This window comes from Kribbella sp. NBC_00662 (genome assembly GCF_041430295.1).
GTDB lineage: Bacteria > Actinomycetota > Actinomycetes > Propionibacteriales > Kribbellaceae > Kribbella.
Genome location: NZ_CP109029.1, coordinates 7243039 through 7259613, shown reverse-complemented (window position 1 = coordinate 7259613; position 16575 = coordinate 7243039). Strand labels below are relative to the sequence as shown.

Annotated in this window: 15 protein-coding genes; 9 read left to right on the top strand and 6 right to left on the bottom strand. The window is 68.4% G+C overall.

The genetic code is table 11. The features are described 5' to 3' along the window. The first annotated feature begins 7 nt into the window (after positions 1 to 7). Positions 8 to 2197 carry a bifunctional (p)ppGpp synthetase/guanosine-3',5'-bis(diphosphate) 3'-pyrophosphohydrolase gene (locus tag OHA10_RS35740; protein ID WP_137257907.1) on the top strand — a complete coding sequence of 730 codons (2190 nt, stop codon included), beginning with the start codon at positions 8 to 10 and terminating at the stop codon, positions 2195 to 2197. A 187-nt stretch (positions 2198 to 2384) separates the two neighbouring features. Continuing rightward, the gene (locus OHA10_RS35735) at positions 2385 to 3161 is read left to right on the top strand and encodes a hypothetical protein (protein WP_371403207.1); all 777 of its coding nucleotides are present in this window, start codon (positions 2385 to 2387) and stop codon (positions 3159 to 3161) included. 200 nt (positions 3162 to 3361) lie between these two features. Here the strand turns inward: OHA10_RS35735 and OHA10_RS35730 are convergent, their stop codons facing one another. After that, complete coding sequence (locus OHA10_RS35730) at positions 3362 to 4267, bottom strand: hypothetical protein (protein ID WP_371403206.1); 906 nt, start codon at positions 4265 to 4267, stop codon at positions 3362 to 3364. Between the two features lie 181 nt (positions 4268 to 4448). On the opposite strand from OHA10_RS35730, the gene OHA10_RS35725 reads away from it, so the two are divergent. The 3 genes from OHA10_RS35725 to OHA10_RS35715 all read left to right on the top strand — a co-directional run bounded on the left by OHA10_RS35725 (position 4449) and on the right by OHA10_RS35715 (position 6407). After that, entirely contained in the window at positions 4449 to 5030 is a 582-nt protein-coding gene (locus OHA10_RS35725) for a papain-like cysteine protease family protein (protein ID WP_371403205.1), read from the top strand. Position 5031: 1 nt separating this feature from the next. Continuing rightward, positions 5032 to 5775 carry a hypothetical protein gene (locus OHA10_RS35720; RefSeq protein WP_371403204.1) on the top strand — a complete coding sequence of 248 codons (744 nt, stop codon included), beginning with the start codon at positions 5032 to 5034 and terminating at the stop codon, positions 5773 to 5775. Positions 5776 to 5840: 65 nt separating this feature from the next. Next, positions 5841 to 6407 carry a GrpB family protein gene (locus OHA10_RS35715; protein ID WP_371403203.1) on the top strand — a complete coding sequence of 189 codons (567 nt, stop codon included), beginning with the start codon at positions 5841 to 5843 and terminating at the stop codon, positions 6405 to 6407. 9 nt (positions 6408 to 6416) lie between these two features. On the opposite strand, the gene OHA10_RS35710 is transcribed toward OHA10_RS35715, so the two are convergent. Beyond that, positions 6417 to 7274, bottom strand: coding sequence for a hypothetical protein (locus OHA10_RS35710; protein ID WP_371403202.1), 858 nt, complete (start codon positions 7272 to 7274; stop codon positions 6417 to 6419). A 218-nt stretch (positions 7275 to 7492) separates the two neighbouring features. After that, positions 7493 to 8719 carry a DUF349 domain-containing protein gene (locus OHA10_RS35705; RefSeq protein WP_371403201.1) on the bottom strand — a complete coding sequence of 409 codons (1227 nt, stop codon included), beginning with the start codon at positions 8717 to 8719 and terminating at the stop codon, positions 7493 to 7495. A 237-nt stretch (positions 8720 to 8956) separates the two neighbouring features. On the opposite strand from OHA10_RS35705, the gene OHA10_RS35700 reads away from it, so the two are divergent. The 4 genes from OHA10_RS35700 to OHA10_RS35685 all read left to right on the top strand — a co-directional run bounded on the left by OHA10_RS35700 (position 8957) and on the right by OHA10_RS35685 (position 13624). Continuing rightward, the gene (locus tag OHA10_RS35700) at positions 8957 to 9646 is read left to right on the top strand and encodes an MBL fold metallo-hydrolase (protein ID WP_371403200.1); all 690 of its coding nucleotides are present in this window, start codon (positions 8957 to 8959) and stop codon (positions 9644 to 9646) included. Continuing rightward, positions 9643 to 10974, top strand: a complete 1332-nt coding sequence (gene hisS / locus OHA10_RS35695) for a histidine--tRNA ligase (RefSeq protein ID WP_371403199.1) — start codon at positions 9643 to 9645, stop codon at positions 10972 to 10974. The genes OHA10_RS35700 and hisS overlap by 4 nt, the downstream gene beginning before the upstream one ends. Beyond that, on the top strand, positions 10971 to 12749 hold the full coding sequence (aspS, locus tag OHA10_RS35690; protein ID WP_371403198.1) for an aspartate--tRNA ligase: 1779 nt from the start codon (positions 10971 to 10973) through the stop codon (positions 12747 to 12749). Before hisS ends, aspS begins: the two co-directional genes overlap by 4 nt. 131 nt (positions 12750 to 12880) lie before the next feature. After that, entirely contained in the window at positions 12881 to 13624 is a 744-nt protein-coding gene (locus OHA10_RS35685; protein WP_371403197.1) for an ion channel, read from the top strand. 12 nt (positions 13625 to 13636) lie between these two features. Here OHA10_RS35685 and OHA10_RS35680 read toward each other — a convergent pair whose 3' ends face one another. The 3 genes from OHA10_RS35680 to OHA10_RS35670 all read right to left on the bottom strand — a co-directional run bounded on the left by OHA10_RS35680 (position 13637) and on the right by OHA10_RS35670 (position 16550). Further along, on the bottom strand, positions 13637 to 14983 hold the full coding sequence (locus tag OHA10_RS35680; RefSeq protein WP_371403196.1) for a chloride channel protein: 1347 nt from the start codon (positions 14981 to 14983) through the stop codon (positions 13637 to 13639). Positions 14984 to 15156: 173 nt separating this feature from the next. Next, entirely contained in the window at positions 15157 to 15960 is an 804-nt protein-coding gene (locus tag OHA10_RS35675; RefSeq protein ID WP_371403195.1) for a hypothetical protein, read from the bottom strand. Next, positions 15957 to 16550 carry an RNA polymerase sigma factor gene (locus OHA10_RS35670; protein ID WP_371403194.1) on the bottom strand — a complete coding sequence of 198 codons (594 nt, stop codon included), beginning with the start codon at positions 16548 to 16550 and terminating at the stop codon, positions 15957 to 15959. The genes OHA10_RS35675 and OHA10_RS35670 overlap by 4 nt, the downstream gene beginning before the upstream one ends. Positions 16551 to 16575: the final 25 nt, after the last annotated feature.

Here is a 16575-nt window from a genome sequence, read left to right as displayed (position 1 = left end):
CGCGCCGATGCTCGAGCCGCTGTTCCGGGTCGTCCGCGCGACGCACCCCAAGGCCGACCTCGGGCTGATCGAGCGCGCCTACCGGACCGCGGAGAAGTACCACACCGGCCAGTTGCGCAAGAGCGGCGACGCGTACATCACGCATCCGCTCGCCGTCGCCACGATCCTCGCCGAGCTCGGTATGACGGCGCCGACGCTGTGCGCCGCCGTACTGCACGACACCGTCGAGGACACGCCGTACACGGTCGAGGAGCTGACCCGCGACTTCGGCGAAGAGATCGCCATGCTCGTCGACGGCGTCACCAAGCTGGACAAGGTCAAGTACGGCGAGTCCGCGCAGGCCGAGACGATCCGCAAGATGGTCGTCGCGATGTCGAAGGACATCCGGGTCCTGGTGATCAAGCTCGCCGACCGGCTGCACAACATGCGCACGCTAGGGTTCCTGCGGCAGGAGAAGCAGGAGCGGATCGCCCGCGAGACGCTGGAGATCTACGCCCCGCTGGCCCACCGGCTCGGTATGAACACGATCAAGTGGGAGCTCGAGGACCTCGCGTTCTCGACCCTGCACCCGAAGGTGTACGACGAGATCGTCCGGCTGGTCGCCGAGCGCGCGCCGTCCCGCGACGAGTACCTGGCCTCCGTGATCGACCAGGTCCACGAGGACCTGCGCGCCGCCAAGGTGAAGGCGACCGTCACCGGCCGCCCGAAGCACTACTACTCGATCTACCAGAAGATGATCGTCCGCGGCCGCGAGTTCGGCGACATCTACGACCTGGTCGGCATCCGGGTCCTGGTCGAGTCGGTCCGCGACTGTTACGCCGCGCTGGGCATACTGCACGCGCGGTGGAACCCGGTCCCCGGCCGGTTCAAGGACTACATCGCGATGCCGAAGTTCAACATGTACCAGTCGCTGCACACCACCGTGATCGGCCCGCAGGGCAAGCCGGTGGAGCTGCAGATCCGCTCGTTCGCGATGCACCGCCGCGCGGAGTACGGCATCGCCGCGCACTGGAAGTACAAGGAAGACCCGAGCTCCGTCGCGCCCGCCACCCCGACCACTGATGTCGGCGGGCCGAACGACATGCCCTGGGTCCGCCAGCTCGTCGACTGGCAGCGGGAGACCTCCGACCCGTCGGAGTTCCTCGACTCGCTGCGGTTCGAGATCAACAACTCCGAGGTCTACGTCTTCACCCCGCGCGGCGACGTGATGTCGCTGCCGACCGGTTCGTCACCGGTCGACTTCGCGTACGCGATCCACACCGAGGTCGGGCACCGCTGTATCGGCGCCCGCGTCAACGGCCGCCTGGTGCCGCTGGAGAGCACCCTCGAGAACGGTGACGTCGTCGAGGTCTTCACGTCGAAGGCGCAGGGCGCGGGTCCGTCGCGTGACTGGCTGACGTTCGTCAAGAGCCCTCGCGCGCGGAACAAGATCAAGCACTGGTTCTCCAAGGAGCGCCGCGACGAGGCGATCGAGCACGGCAAGGACGCGATCGCGAAGCAGCTCCGCAAGGAGGGCCTGCCGCTGCAGCGCCTGCTGTCGCACGAGACCCTGACCGCCGTCGCCAACTCCCTGCGGTATCCGGATGTCACCGGCCTGTACGCCGCCGTCGGCGAGCAGCACGTCAGCGCACAAGCCGTCGTACGGCGTCTGATCGAGACGTACGGCGGCGAGGAGGGCGCGGCCGAGGATCTGTCCGAGGGCGTGCGGCTGCCCGCGAGTCGTGAGCGCCGCAAGCGCACGGCCCGCGGCGACGCCGGCGTCATCGTCAAGGGTGCGACGGACGTGCTGTCGAAGCTGGCGCGCTGCTGTACGCCGGTTCCGGGCGACGAGATCATCGGGTGGATCACGCGCGGGGCGGGCGTCTCGGTGCACCGGGCCGACTGCGCCAACGTGGAAAACCTGAAGACCCAGCCCGAGCGCATCGTCGAGGTCGAATGGGCGCCGACCGCTCAGTCCGTCTTCCTGGTCGCCATCCAGGTCGAGGCGCTCGACCGGGCGCGCTTGCTGTCGGACATCACCCGCGTGCTGTCGGACTACCACGTGAACATCCTGTCCGCGGCGCTCACCACGACACGTGACCGCATAGCGAAGTCGCGCTTCACCTTCGAGATGGGCGATCCGACGCATCTGGGTCATGTGCTGAAGGCTGTGCGGTCGGTCGAGGGTGTCTTCGACGTGTATCGGGTGACGCAGTAGATCGGTTTGTGGGGCCGGGCACACTGCGGGTATGAGTGGTCTCGGACGGCGGGCGTTCTTGGTTGCTGGTGCTGGATTGCTGGCTGGGTGCAGTGATTCGTCGGCTCAGGATCAGCCGTCGCCGAGTCCGAGCCCAACGCCTTCCCCGACACCTTCCCCGACACCGACCTCGAGTGGTGCGCCTTCGGTGACGCCGAGTGCGCCGTCGTCGACCCCGGCTCCTACTCCGACGGTCACGCTGCCCGCGGTGCAGGCCTGGGTGCCCGGGCCGGGGGAGATCCAGCCTCAGGTGAAGCGGCTCGCGGTGGCGGCGGTGATGAAGTTGCTGCAGCCGACCGATACGCGCGCGGCCATCGACGTGATCGACGCTCAGTACGGCGGGATCCTGAGCTCGTCGGCCAGCGTGCTGGTGCCGTGCCGGGTGTACTCGATCCGCGAGAACCGGGTGATCAGCGGCGGTACAACGGTCGACGTACGGCTGAGCAAGTCGGCGCAGGGCACCTGGCGCGTGACGGCGACCCACCCGGCCCAGCCGGGTGCGCCGGCCGCGACCCTGTCCGCCGCAGCGCGGAAGGTGCTGGCGAACGAGCAGATCTTGTTGCCACCGGCATCCGCCGCGGACATCAGGTCGGGGCAGGTGCATGACAGCGTTCTCAACACGATGCTCCAGCTCGCGGAGAGCTACCGGATCGGCATCAGCGTGATCCGGTCGGGGCATCCGTTGGATGTGTTCGGCACAGATCGGCCCAGCGACCACCCTCGCGGCCGAGCCTTCGACACCTGGCAGATCAACGGCCACGCGGTGGTCTCGCCGGCCACCTCACGCTCGTTGATCACGTCGTACATGCGAGCGGCCGAGTCGCTCGGGTCGTACAACGTCGGCGGTCCGTACCAGCTGTCCGGAGCCGCGTTCTTCTCCGACCAGACCCACCACGACCACGTACACGCGGGCTTCCGCAACTAACGCCCCCACACCCGCCCGCCGCCCGCCGCTCGCCGCCGGATGGGTTCACCTACTTGGTGGTGGGTTCCACGCCGTTGTTCTGGGTGGGGAACCCACCAGGGGATGGGTGAACCCATCGCGGCGGCGCGCGCCGGGGGCGTGGGGGTGTGGGGACGGTGTGGGGACGGTGTGGGGACGGTGGGAGGCGCGGGCGCGTGCGGCTAGTCCCACTCCCACGCGATGCCGATCGTCCCGGGATCGGCGGAGGGCTCGATCACGTGGACGCGCCCGTCGGGCGTGAGCATCAGCTCGCGTTGGACCAGGTTCGGGCCGGCGGTGTGTCGGCGGCGCAGCTCGTGTACGCGGACCGGCAGCGCGGCGCGGTCGAACTGGACCTCGAGCACGTAGTGCATCCCGCCCCATTCGCTGAAGCGCTGGTAGTCCGTCGTCGGCAGCCCGCTCGGGTCGTCGATCTCGTAGTGGACGACTGCGGTCTCCCCGACAGCGAGCACGCGGTCGAGCAGTAACTCGCCGAGCAGCGCGCCGGCCTCGGGGGAGCGGGCAATCCGACCGGTCCGGCAACCGCTCAAGGCGCGTAGTGCGAGCTGCTCCGCGTCGCAGCCCGTTTCGCCCTGATGCGCGATGATCAAGCGATCCACCGGCTGTACGGCGACCACGCTCTGGATCACGCTCCGGCGCTGAGCGCTCCGATCGGCCCCGATCCGGACCTCCTCGAGCACAGTTACGTTCCGCAGCCGCCCGTGGGCGTCGCGGCGGAGTCGGTCGAGCAGGCGGGTGAGCGCCTCGGCGTAGTCGACAACGGCGTACGGCTGGGGCGACGTGCCCGGCTCACGCGCCGCGGGGATCCGGACGGTCAACCACCCGGCCGGCACCTGCAGAAGCTCCTCGAGGGCCGTGATGACGGCTCGCGAGTCCTCGCGCGGGATCCGCCGGCCGCTCTGCCAGGTGCTGAGTGTCGCCACGCCGACGTGGAGCCCGCGATCGGCGAGGTGGGTCCTGATCCGGTTAAGCGCGAGACCGCGGCGCGAGATCGCCTGCCGCAGCGCGTCCGCGAACGACGCCTCCGGACTCACGGCAGGGATCGACGCTTCGACCGATTTCACCATGGGGCCCACGCTCCTTTCGGGCAGTGTAAACATTCACAGCACGGTCCGACAGCGGTTCGTCACCCGCTGTTCACGGCGCGGCGGCGTTCACAACCCGTCGTACGGCCGGATCCGAGAACTTGTCGCGCCGGACCGGGGTCCCGACGATGGTCTCCGCCCCACTCCGATCGAAGGAGGACCCATGCGCAGGCTCCGCCCCAGCCGCTCCTGGTCGTTGCTCTTGGCCACGATCCTCGGGCTCGCGACGCTGGCCCCGCTGGCACCGCCCGCCTCGGCCGCGCCCAGCAGCTACTACCTGAACGTCTCCGGCCAGGCCCAGCAGAAGTCGAACTGGTGCTGGGCGGCGACCGGCAACAGCATCGCCGCGTTCTACGGCCGGTCGTACTCGCAGAACCAGTTCTGCAACCTGGCCTTCGGCAACAACGCGAACGCGACCTGCCCGAACAACCAGGCCACGCTGGCGAACGACCAGCAGGCATTCCGCTCGATCGGGATCAGCGCCGGCAGCTACATCTCCGGCACGCTCAGCTTCAACACGCTCGTCACCGAGATCGCTGCCGGCCGCCCGGTGATGACGCGGATCGGCTGGTCCTCGGGCGGCGGGCACATGATGGACATCATCGGGTACGACGCCTCGGACTCGACGCTCGAGTACTACAACCCGTGGCCGGACGACCCGCGCTACAACTACTCGACGTACAACTGGTACCGGTCCAACTCGCAGTTCACCTGGACGCACTCCCTGTACCGGATCGGAGCCTGACATGCGCCGTCTGCTTCGCTGTGCCGCCGTACTCGCTGCCGCTCTCGGTCTCGGACTCGCCTTCGCTGCTCCCGCCGGCGCCGCCGTACCACAGCCGGTCGCGCCAAGCGAGTTGTCCAAGGCAACCAATGCTGCGCACTCGTCGGACGCATCCCGGTTGCTCGCAAAGGTCCCCGGTACGGCCAAAGCCGCCGCCAGCGTGGGGACCGACAGCCACGCGATCTACGCACTCAACCCGGCCTTCGTCCGCGACGCATCGGCGCCGGTCGCGACTTTCTGGTACGCCGCAACGGCTGCCAGCAAAGGTGGTCAGGCGTTGACCGTCTTCACTGCGCCCGACTCGAGCGGTGTCTGGCAGCCGGTGAACGTCGCCTCCGGCAACACCGAGTCCCGGATGGCTGCCGCCGCCGACGGCGCGCTGCTGTTCACGGAACCGCAGATCGGCGCCTGGTACGCCCTGACCGCCGGCCAGATCCGTCCCCTCAACCCGTCCGCCGTGGAGTCGATCGGCGCCAAGCCCATCACCGTCACGGCGTACCAAGAACTCGTCTCCCACCGCTACTCCGACAAGTTCCCCGGCAGCACTTACAACGAGTCCGGAGTGGCCGGCGGCTACGACACGGCCGCCGCAGTCACCGCGCCGAGCTCTCACCACAACTACATCGTCCCGATCACCGCGGCGTCCGGCGTACTCGCCCTCGCCGTCCTGCTAGTAGTGAGGCGCAAGATGACCTACAACGACTGATCCCGCCCGCGGTCGGTTCGCCGTCCCAGCCCCGCGGCGAACCGACCGCTTGCGATCATGACCCAATGCCTTTCCCCGACGAGCTCGGCCCTGCTGTGAATGTCGTCGACTACAACCCTGAGTGGCCCAGTGAGTTCACCCACCTCGCCGCACGATTGCAGGCAGCGTTGGGAGATCGAGCTGTAGCCATCGATCACGTCGGCTCGACCTCGGTCCCTGGCCTGGCCGCGAAGAATTGCATCGACGCCCAGGTCCGGGTGACCGCACTCTCGACCGAGCTGGTCGAACTGCTCGAGAACGCAGGCTTCCGCTGCCGCCCGGAACCCTGGAACCACCTCGAAATCTCCAACGGCCACCGCTGCGACAAGCTCGTCTTCGCTCCACCCATCGGCGAGCGCGCAACAAACGTCCACGTCCGCCTGCTCAACGGCCCCAACACCCGCTACGCCCTCCTCTTCCGCGACTACCTGCGCGCCAACGACACCGCCCGCCAAACCTGGGGCGCCTTCAAACAACGCCTGGCCCAATCCGTCCCCGACATCTTCGACTACGGCCAGATCAAAGCCCCCGCCACCGACCTCCTCATGACCTCAGCCGAACACTGGGCCGCTCACACCGGCTGGACCATCTGATACGCCCCCTCACCACCGCCGAGGCAACCGCGGCTGCTGACACAAGAACGACCCAACCGCCAACTCCAACGCCGGATAAGACCCCCACAAGTCAGTCCGCCGCACCGAAATAATGTGCCACCCCAACGCATCCAGTTCAGTACGACGGGTCTCGTCCCTGAGCTGTTGTCTGGTTGACGAATGCCAAGCATCACTGTCGTACTCCAACCCCAACCACCGCCCGTCGACCGGCCGATCCGGATACCCAACATCCAACCGATAGCTACGACCGTTGCCCTCGACGCGGACCTGGAGGTCCGGGCGGGGGAACCCGGCGTCGAACAGCCGGAGTCTGAGCCAGGACTCCCCAGGCGATTCCGATCGTCCGTCGGCGAGCCGGATGGTCTGCGCGCCCGGCGAGGTGCTGTCTTCGGCGAAGTAGGAAACAGATGCGGCTTTGAGCTCATCCAACGGCATGCCCGAGTGGAGGAGCGCGTCGACGGCCGAGAGCGCGAACGGACGCGGCAGGTGCCGAGCCAATTCGACGGCCGTGGCGGCCGGTGTGGTGACCTTCAGGCCGTGCACCTCAGTTGTTGGGCGCTCGGTGAAGGTCCATTGCGGGCGAAAGGAGTCAGGCGTCAGCGCCGTGGTGTCGATGCCGTGCAGCCATGCGGCAGCACGCCCGCAGACAGTGGCTTTCGACGGAACGACGAGGCGCAGGGCGTCCGCTCTCAGCTCCTGGGTGTCGGATACGCGGACGTCCACATAGATATCGGAGATCAGCCGGCGGATCTCACCGCGACCGACAAGCCATTGGAGTTTCCGGCCAACTTGGTGGGACCGGAAGGGAATGCCGCAGAAATACAGTGGAAGGTCCGCTGGAATCATCCCGACAGGATCGCCGAACCAACGATTTCGTGCGCAAAGTTGTCCACAGGCCCAAACGAACAGCCCCCTCAACCACCACAACCATGACGCTCTCGCATGGGTGGGTCGGAGCGGCGCGTAGCCCGGCGACGGAGTAGTTGCGCGTAGCGCCGCGTGGGCCGGTGGTGCGTGGCTCTCCGCTCACCGCGTGTGGGCGCGACTGCCTGGGGAGGTACCAGTCAGCTGAAGTCGGTGAGGGCGTTTTGGGCTTGGGTTAGCCATTCGCGGCGGGCGGCGATGGCTTCGCGGGCCTCCGTCGCCTTGCGGGTGTTGCCCTGGGACTCGAACTTGGCTGCTTGTTTTTCCAGGTCGGCGATGAGGGACTGGAGCTGCTTGACCGTGGCTTCGGCGCGGGCTCGGGCCTCTGGGTTGGAGCGGTTCCAGACCTCGTCCTCGGCTGCCTTGACGGCTTGCTCGACGGCTCGCAGGCGTCCGTCGATGGCGCGCATGGAGTCGCGGGGCACCTTGCCGATCTGGTCCCAGCGGTCCAGGTACTCGCGGAGCTGCTCGCGCGCCGTACGGGCGTCCTCGACCGGGAGGATCGTCTCGATCTCGGTCAGCAGCGCTTCCTTCGCCTGCAGGTTCTCGACCTGCTCCGCGTTCTCCTCGGCCTGTACGGCGTCCCGTGCGCCGAAGAACAGGTCCTGAGCAGCCCGGAAGCGCGCCCACAGCTTGTCGTCGACCTCGCGCGGCGCGGGCCCGGCGGCCTTCCACTGCCTCATCAGGTCGCGGAAGCGGCCGGAGGTGGGCCCCCAATCGGTGGAGCCGGACAGCGTCTCGGCCTCGGCGGCGAGCCGCTCCTTCACCACAGCGGCCTCTTCACGCTTGGAGGACAGCTCGGCGAAGTGCTGCTTGCGATGCCGCGTGTACGTCGTACGCGCGGAAGAGAACCGGTGCCACAGCTCGTCGTCCGACGACTTGTCGAGCCGGGGGAGTGCCTTCCACTCGTCCAGCAGCTCGCGCAGGCGGGTGACACCGTGGCGCCAGTCGGTGCCGGCGGCGATCGTCTCGGCCTCGGTGGCGATCTTGGTCTTGGCGGAGCGTGCCTCCTCGACCTTCGCGGCGCGCTCGGCCTTGCGGCGTTCACGCTGCTGCGCGACCAAGGGGCTGAGCGCGTCGAGCCGGGCGCGCAGGCCGTCGAGGTCGCCGACCGCCTGGGCCTCCTCGATCGAGCCGGTGACCTTCTTGACCGCGGCCCGGGCGTCGTCCGGTGACACTGTGCCCGCCTGGACCCGCTGCTCCAGCAGTTCGACCTCGAACGCGAGCGCGTCGTACCGGCGGGTGTAGAAAGCGAGCGCTTCCTCAGGGTTGGCGTCCGGCCACTGACCGACTGCCCGTTCACCGTCCTTCGTCCGTACGAAGACCGTTCCGTCCTCGGCTACCCGGCCCCAGTTCTCTCCGGCCACAACTCGCCCCTTCCGGCGGTATGCACTGCGCTCGTGCCCATTCTGGTCGGCCCCCGGTCCAACCGCGCGAACAGGGCCCCGCCTGGGCGCGTCGAGCTGCCTTCTCGACGCTTATCCCTGAACAATCACAAACTCCCAGCTCAGGCGCAACGGTGTTGCGTCACAATCCGGTTCGATCTCACCCGATCCGCACCGGTAGCCTTAGGTGTTCCCGTATCCGTTCCAGGAAGGTTTGTCGTGCTCATCGCCGGGTTCCCCGCGGGTGCGTGGGGTACGAACTGCTACGTCGTCGCCACCGGCCAGGGCGCGGAATGCATCGTCGTCGACCCCGGAATGGACGCGACCGACGGCGTCGAGCAGGTCGTCCGGGAGAACGGGCTCAAACCTGTCGCCGTACTGCTCACGCACGGTCACATCGACCACATGTTCTCCGTACTCCCGGTCTGCGGGACGTACGACGCGACCGCGTGGATCCACCCGGACGACCGGCACCTGCTCGCCGACCCGATGGCTGGAATCAGTCCGGAGTCGGCCCGGATGCTGCTCGGCGGGAACCACGAGTTCGCCGAGCCGGACGACGTCGCCGAGCTCAAGGACGGCCTGAGCTTGGAGCTGGCCGGCCTCACCTTCACCGTCGACCACACCCCGGGCCACACCCGCGGGTCGGTCACGTTCACCACGCCGTACGACGGGCCGGAAGACGTGCCCGCGGTCCTGTTCTCCGGTGACGTGTTGTTCGCCGGGTCGATCGGCCGGACGGATCTGCCTGGCGGCGATCATCCGGCGATGCTGCATACGTTGGCCACCAAGATCCTGCCGATGCGCGACGAGATCGTCGTCCTGCCGGGTCATGGTGGCCAGACCACGATCGGCCGGGAGAAGGCGACCAACCCCTATTTGCAGGACCTGGAGATACCGAAATCATGAGCAAGGTGACCCCACTCAGCGGGTTCCCCGAATTCCTACCGTCAGACCGAATTGTCGAGCTGCAGTTCCTCGACACCATCCGGGAGACGTTCGAGCTGCACGGATTCGCGTCGATCGAGACCCGTGCGGTCGAGCCGGTCGAGCGCCTGTCCAACCAGGGCGAGGACGCCGACAAGGAGATCTACGGCGTACGACGGCTTGCCGCCGGGGCCGACGAGGACGCGGCCCTCGGACTGCACTTCGACCTGACCGTCCCGTTCGCGCGGTACGTGCTGGAGAACAGCGGCAAGCTCACGTTCCCGTTCCGCCGCTACCAGATCCAGAAGGTGTGGCGCGGCGAACGCCCGCAGGAGGGCCGGTACCGCGAGTTCACCCAGGCGGACATCGACATCATCGACAGCGGTGAGCTGCCGTTCCACTACGAGGTCGAGCTGCCGCTGGTGATCGCGGACGCGTTCCGCAAGCTGCCGATCCCGGCGTTCCGGATCCAGGTGAACACCCGCCAGATCCCCGAGGGGTTCTACCGCGGCCTCGGCATCGAGGACATCACCGGCGCGCTCCGGATCGTCGACAAGCTGGACAAGATCGGCCCGGACAAGGTGACCGACCTGCTGACCGCCGCCGGCCTGTCCGCGGAGACCGCCAAGCAGGTGTTGCGGCTGGCGGAGATCTCGAGCACGGATGCATCGTTCGCGGATCAGGTGCGCGCGCTCGGCGTACAGCACGAGATCCTCGACGAAGGGCTCGAGCGGCTGTCGCAGATCATGACGGCTGCGAACGAGCACGCGCCGGGTCTGCTCGTGGCCGATCTCAAGATCGCGCGCGGGCTGGACTACTACACCGGCACGGTCTACGAGACGCAGTTGATCGGTGACGAGGGGTACGGATCGATCTGCTCCGGTGGGCGGTACGACTCGCTCGCGTCGGACGGCAAGACGACGTACCCGGGCGTCGGGATCTCGATCGGGGTGTCGCGACTGGTGCACCGGCTGATCGGGAAGGGCTTGCTGAAGGCGAGCCGCAGTACGCCGACGGCCGTGCTGATCGCGCTGAACTCCGAGGAAGACCGCGCGGACGCGATGCGTACGGCGATTCAGCTGCGCGGCCGCGGGATTCCGGTGGAAGTGGCGCCGGCGGCAGCGAAGTTCGGTAAGCAGATCCGGTTCGCGGACCGGCGGGGGATCCCGTTCGTGCTGTTCAGCACCGAGAACGGCCCCGAGATGAAGGACATCCGTAGCGGTGAGCAGGTGCCGGTCGACCCGGCGACCTGGGCGCCGCCGGCGGCCGACCTAACACCTCAGATCGAAACGCAAGAGGAGAACTCGTGATCCGTAACCGTTCCGCAGGTTCGCTGCGTGCATCCGACGCCGGCGAGACCGTGATCCTGGCGGGCTGGGTGGCGCGGCGGCGCGATCACGGCGGCGTGGCGTTCATCGACCTGCGCGACTCGTCCGGCACCGTCCAGGTCGTGATCCGGGACGAGGACGCCGCGCACGGCCTGCGTTCGGAGTACTGCCTGAAGATCGTCGGCGAGGTCTCGCCGCGCCCCGAGGGCAACGCGAACCCGAACCTCCCGACCGGCGAGGTGGAGGTGATCGCGACCGAGGTCGAGGTGCTGAACGAGGCCGCTCCGCTGCCGTTCCCGGTCGAGGAGCACCACGCGACCCCGGTGAACGAGGAGATCCGGCTCAAGTACCGGTACCTCGACCTGCGCCGCCAGGGTCCCGGTGCGGCGATCCGCCTGCGCAGCAAGGTGAACCAGGCCGCTCGTGCGGTGCTGGCCGAGCATGACTTCGTCGAGATCGAGACGCCGACGCTGACCAAGTCGACGCCGGAAGGCGCCCGCGACTTCCTGGTGCCGGCGCGTCTGCAGCCGGGCAGCTGGTACGCGCTGCCGCAGTCGCCGCAGCTGTTCAAGCAGCTGCTGATGGTGGCCGGCATGGAGCGGTACTTCCAGATCGCCCGCTGCTACCGCGACGAGGACTTCCGCGCCGACCGGCAGCCGGAGTTCACCCAGCTCGACATCGAGATGAGCTTCGTCGACCAGGACGACATCATCGCGCTGTCCGAGGAGATCCTGACCGCGCTCTGGAAGCTCGTCGGGTACGACGTGCAGACGCCGATCCCGCGGATGACGTACGGCGAGGCGATGGCCCGCTTCGGGTCCGACAAGCCGGATCTGCGGATGGGCCTGGAGCTCGTCGAGTGCACGGAGTACTTCAAGAACACGCCGTTCCGGGTCTTCCAGGCGCCGTACGTCGGTGCCGTCGTGATGCCGGGTGGCGCCGACCAGCCGCGGAAGCAGCTGGACGCGTGGCAGGAATGGGCGAAGCAGCGTGGCGCCCGCGGACTGGCCTACGTGCTCGTCGGTCAGGACGGCGAGCTCGGTGGGCCGGTCGCGAAGAACCTGTCCGAGGAGGAGCGCGCGGGTATCGCCGATCACGTCGGCGCGAAGCCGGGCGACTGCATCTTCTTCGCCGCCGGTCCGATCAAGTCGTCGCGGGCGCTGCTCGGCGCGGCCCGGCTGGAGATCGGCCGTCGTGGCGGGCTGATCGACGAGTCGGCGTGGTCGTTCGTGTGGGTCGTCGACGCGCCGCTGTTCGAGCCGGCCGACGACGCGACGGCCGCTGGTGATGTCGCGGTCGGGTCCGGCGCGTGGACCGCCGTACACCACGCCTTCACGTCGCCGAAGCCGGACTCGCTGGACACGTTCGACACCGACCCGGGATCGGCGCTGGCGTATGCGTACGACATCGTCTGCAACGGCAACGAGATCGGCGGTGGCTCGATCCGTATCCACCGCGAGGACGTACAGAAGCGCGTGTTCAAGGTGATGGGGCTGAGCGACGAGGAGGCCTCGGAGAAGTTCGGGTTCCTCCTCGACGCGTTCAAGTTCGGCGCGCCGCCGCACGGCGGGATCGCGTTCGGCTGGGACCGGATCACCGCGCTGCTCGCCGGCACGGAGTCGATCCGCGACGTGATCGCGTTCCCGAAGTCCGGCGGCGGGTTCGACCCGCTGACCGCGGCACCGGCGCCGATCACGCCGGAGCAGCGCAAGGAAGCCGGCGTCGACGCCAAGCCCGTGGAGAAGAAGGCGGAATAAGCGGAACAGGCTGCGGCCGGCGATGTCACCCACGCGGGGTGATGCCGCGGCGACCCGACTCAGGTGTCCTCGAAGAACGAGGTGGACCACCACGGGAGGGTGACTCAGATGCCATCGAGGACGAGCACTGGGTGAGTGCCGGCGACATGGCCGACGACCCCGGCGACCCCGAGGACCAGGCGCGGCGACCGCGGAGCCGCCGCGCCCGACGGCTCCGCGACGTCTTCGGCTCGCCGGACAGCTACGGCCTGGTGCTGGTGCTCATTCTGGTCACCTACACCGTGTCGGCGACGGTCACGGCGTCCTGGGCGTTGTCACTGGTGCTGTTCGTGCAGATCGGCACCATCTGGACGACGCTGCAAGCCTCGCGGGCCCGGCGGCGTCTCCGCGCCGTCGCCAGCGCGGTCCTGATCGCCTCGGCCGCGGTCGCGATCCTGCAGCTGTTCGTCCCGGGCGAGCCCCCTGGCGGGGGTCTGATCGCGGTGACCTGCGGCCTGCTCTACCTGATCGCACCGGTCGTCATCGTCCGCCATCTGGTGCTGCGACCAGCCGTGGACATCGAGACGTTGCTGGGTGCGATCGCGGCGTACTTGATGCTCGGTATGGCGTTCGCGTTCTCCTACCGGGCCCTGGGGGCCCTGCAGCACGGTCCGTTCTTCGGGACTCAGGGGGAGGGCGACATCTCCCAGGACCTGTTCTTCTCGTTCACGACGCTGACCACGACCGGGTACGGCAACCTGGTCCCCGCGGGCAACCCGGGTCAGAGCCTCGCCGTCACCGAGATGCTGTTCGGCCAGTTGTTCCTGGTGACGGCAGTGGCCAAAGTCGTGAACGCCGTCCGGCCCGGGCGGGGTAGGCGCTCAGGAACAGGATGATCGCCGCCATCATCACCCCTCGCGGGGAGCCGTGCTGCGTGCCGAGAGGACCAGTGTGGCGATGTAAGCCACCACCACAGACACGATGACGAGCGGGGCGACCCCAGCTCCGGCCTGGGTGATCAGCAGAGCGAGCACGATCGCGGACAGCGGCAGTCTCAGTACTGCGACGACCGATGCTCCGATCAGAACTCCGATGGCCGGGGTCTCGGCGAACCCGGGAAGATGCGATGCCAGCAGGCCGCCGACCAGCGCGAGGAAGATGGCGGGGAACGTCGGACCGCCGCGAGCAGCGCCGAGCGACACACCCCACGCCAAGGCTTTGGCCACCAGGAGCAGCGCGATCGTGCCCAGCGAGACGTTCCCCGCCTGCTGCAAGGTCGCGGACATCTCGTCCTGACCTGAGAACAGCACGGCGTCGGCCGTTTGCCCGCTGATCTGGGCGAAGGCGATGGCCAGCAGACCGACCACCAGCGCGGCGAGCGGAATCAGCAGGAACGGTCGCCGTGCGACCAGTGATCGCGTATGCCGCCCCAGCGTCATCACCGCGAAGACGCCACCTGCTGCCACCAAGGCCAGCGGGACAGTCCAGAGGAAGTCGACCAGTTGCGGGGTCGGGTAGGCCGGGAGTGTCAGTGGCGGAAGTGCGTAGGCGTTGGTGCTCAGGCCGGTCAGATTGCCGATCCCGAGGAAGACCAGAGAGCCGATGCCGGACGCGAGCAGACCCGGCAGCAGGATGAGCGGCAGCATGGGTCCACCGAGGCCCGCGGCTTCGATGATGATCACCGCGCCGACGACCGGCGATCCGAAGATCGTCGCCAGCGCGGCGAACCCACCCGCCGCGGCGAGGACGAGCTTGGCCTGGTCGGGGACCGGTCGCCTCGCCCGGTCCACAACGAACAAGGCAACGCCACCTCCCAGGGCGATCAGCGGTGCCTCCGGTCCGAGGACCAGTCCCAGACCGACCGTGGCGACGGCGGCGAGTATGACGCCGGGCAACTCGACAGGTGTGGTCGGTGCGCCGGTCTTCAGCCCCTCGGACGGTTCGTGACCACCATGACCGGGCAGTCTCACGACGGCGAACGCGATCACCAGTCCGCCCACGGTGAGCACGGGCAGTGGCCACCACCACGGAGCCGAGTCGAAGCCGAGGGTCTTCGGAAGGTCGAAGTACAACGCCTGTTGCAGCCAATGGGTGAGCTCGAGGAAGCCCCAGGACGCGATCGACACGACCACACCGATCAACGCCGACACGACCAGCAGGCCGCGGTACTGCCGGCTTCGCATCAGCACCTGCGGATCGGCGGACCGGCCACCGGCCGCCTGCTCACCACCCGCACGTTCGCTCGCCTGACTCATCGGCTGCCCCCCTGCGACGATCGCTCCCCTCGAACCACCATGCGCGCCGCGACAACCGCCGACAACCCCGCGACGTCGGCAGGGGCTGAGCACCCCGGCGCTTTGCAGGAAACTGGCGACGCCATGAGAACGCTCGTCAGGTTTTCACGACATCCGCCCTAGGGCTGAAGGGTTCAGCCAACGGTCTTCTCGAACAGCACCTTGCCGGTCTTGTCGAGCCCACGGATGTCCACCTCTGCCCATGCGTGCTGTGCTCGCGCGTCCGGCAGGACTGCTGTCACGTACCCGCCCCGGTCGGCGACCGAGACCACGGACCACGGTGAAGCACCCTCTGTGCCTCGCACCCGCAGCTCGACCTTGGTCACGATCGCCAGCGTGCGGAACGCGAACGTCGCCCTGAGCATGCTCGGCGAGCCGACGTTGGCCCAGGACCAGGATCCGACGACATCGTCGGTCGCGCCGTCGCCGACGCCTTCGTACGACTGCGCCCGCCCGTCGACGCACAGGAACCAGACCGAGTTCGCGGTCATGAACGACTGCACCAGCTCGCGCTCGCGACCGGGCGTCCCGAGCCCTTTGATCCAGCGCGCGGACTTGAGCTGGATGGTGGCCGGATCCAGCGACCCTTCGGGGTACTGGTTCGGCTTCGCGGCAGCGGCCTCCTCGGCCAGGCAGGCCACGGCCGCGACGCTCGCCTCGTTGCCCGACGCCGGGCCGAGATCGAGCGACTGCGTCGGTGATTTGGCGGCCGGGACCTGGACGATCGACGGCCGGTCGGCGGGGGACAGCAGGCTGTCCTTGCGCGTGATGAAGAGACCGCCGGCGATGATGATCGCGATGCCGCAAGCGGCGGCGAGTACGGGCGTCCAGGTGGGGAGACGGCGCTTCGCGCGGACTCGGCGTACGAGATCGCGGCGTACGTCGGTGGCGTAGTCCGGGTCGAGGGGCTCGACCGGAGGGGGCGTGGTGAGGTTCATCGGTGCTCCTCCAGCAGAGCCGGTAGCCGGCGACGGGCGCGGGACAGGCGGGCTTTGACGGTGCCTTCGGCAACGCCCAGTACGACGGCGGCGTCGGCGATCGACAGCTCGGCCCAGTAGACGAGCTCGACGGTCTCGCGCTCGTGGGCGGGCAGGTCGGACAGCGCCGCCCGAACAGCCCGGATGTGTTTCTCCGAGTCGACCCGCGCAGCGACCGTCTCGGCGTGGTCGGGATGGGAGAGCGGCGCCGGCTGCCGGAGCAGGAACTGCGTCAGGCGCCGGCGTGCTCTGGCCGTATTTCGCAGCTCGTTGCGGGCGATCGCGAGCAGCCAGGGGAGGGCGGTGTCGTACCTCAGCGGGCCAGGATCCGAGCGCCCGAAGTGCCTCCACGCGGTCATGAAGGCCGCCTGGACCGCGTCGTCGGCGTACGCATAGGAGCCGGTGTGGCGTACGGCGTACGCGTGCACTGCCGCGGCGTACCGGCCGAAGAGCTCGCCGAGCGCCTCGGGCTCCTGGCGGCGCAAGGCGTCCCACAGGTCCCCGTCGCGCGCGGTCGGAGGCTTCTCCGGCCGGCTCGAAGTCATGGTCATACCCTGCAGGGTCCGCAGGGCCGTG

Coding starts and splice junctions, on each gene's coding strand:
- OHA10_RS35725 (WP_371403205.1), top strand. CDS start 4,449: ATGCGCAGGCTCCGCCCCAGCCGCTCCTGGTCGTTGCTCTTGGCCACG.
- OHA10_RS35740 (WP_137257907.1), top strand. CDS start 8: ATGCTCGAGCCGCTGTTCCGGGTCGTCCGCGCGACGCACCCCAAGGCC.
- OHA10_RS35675 (WP_371403195.1), bottom strand. CDS start 15,960: ATGAACCTCACCACGCCCCCTCCGGTCGAGCCCCTCGACCCGGACTAC.
- OHA10_RS35730 (WP_371403206.1), bottom strand. CDS start 4,267: ATGGTGAAATCGGTCGAAGCGTCGATCCCTGCCGTGAGTCCGGAGGCG.
- OHA10_RS35720 (WP_371403204.1), top strand. CDS start 5,032: ATGCGCCGTCTGCTTCGCTGTGCCGCCGTACTCGCTGCCGCTCTCGGT.
- OHA10_RS35670 (WP_371403194.1), bottom strand. CDS start 16,550: ATGACCATGACTTCGAGCCGGCCGGAGAAGCCTCCGACCGCGCGCGAC.
- hisS (WP_371403199.1), top strand. CDS start 9,643: ATGAGCAAGGTGACCCCACTCAGCGGGTTCCCCGAATTCCTACCGTCA.
- OHA10_RS35680 (WP_371403196.1), bottom strand. CDS start 14,983: ATGAGTCAGGCGAGCGAACGTGCGGGTGGTGAGCAGGCGGCCGGTGGC.
- OHA10_RS35710 (WP_371403202.1), bottom strand. CDS start 7,274: ATGATTCCAGCGGACCTTCCACTGTATTTCTGCGGCATTCCCTTCCGG.
- OHA10_RS35715 (WP_371403203.1), top strand. CDS start 5,841: ATGCCTTTCCCCGACGAGCTCGGCCCTGCTGTGAATGTCGTCGACTAC.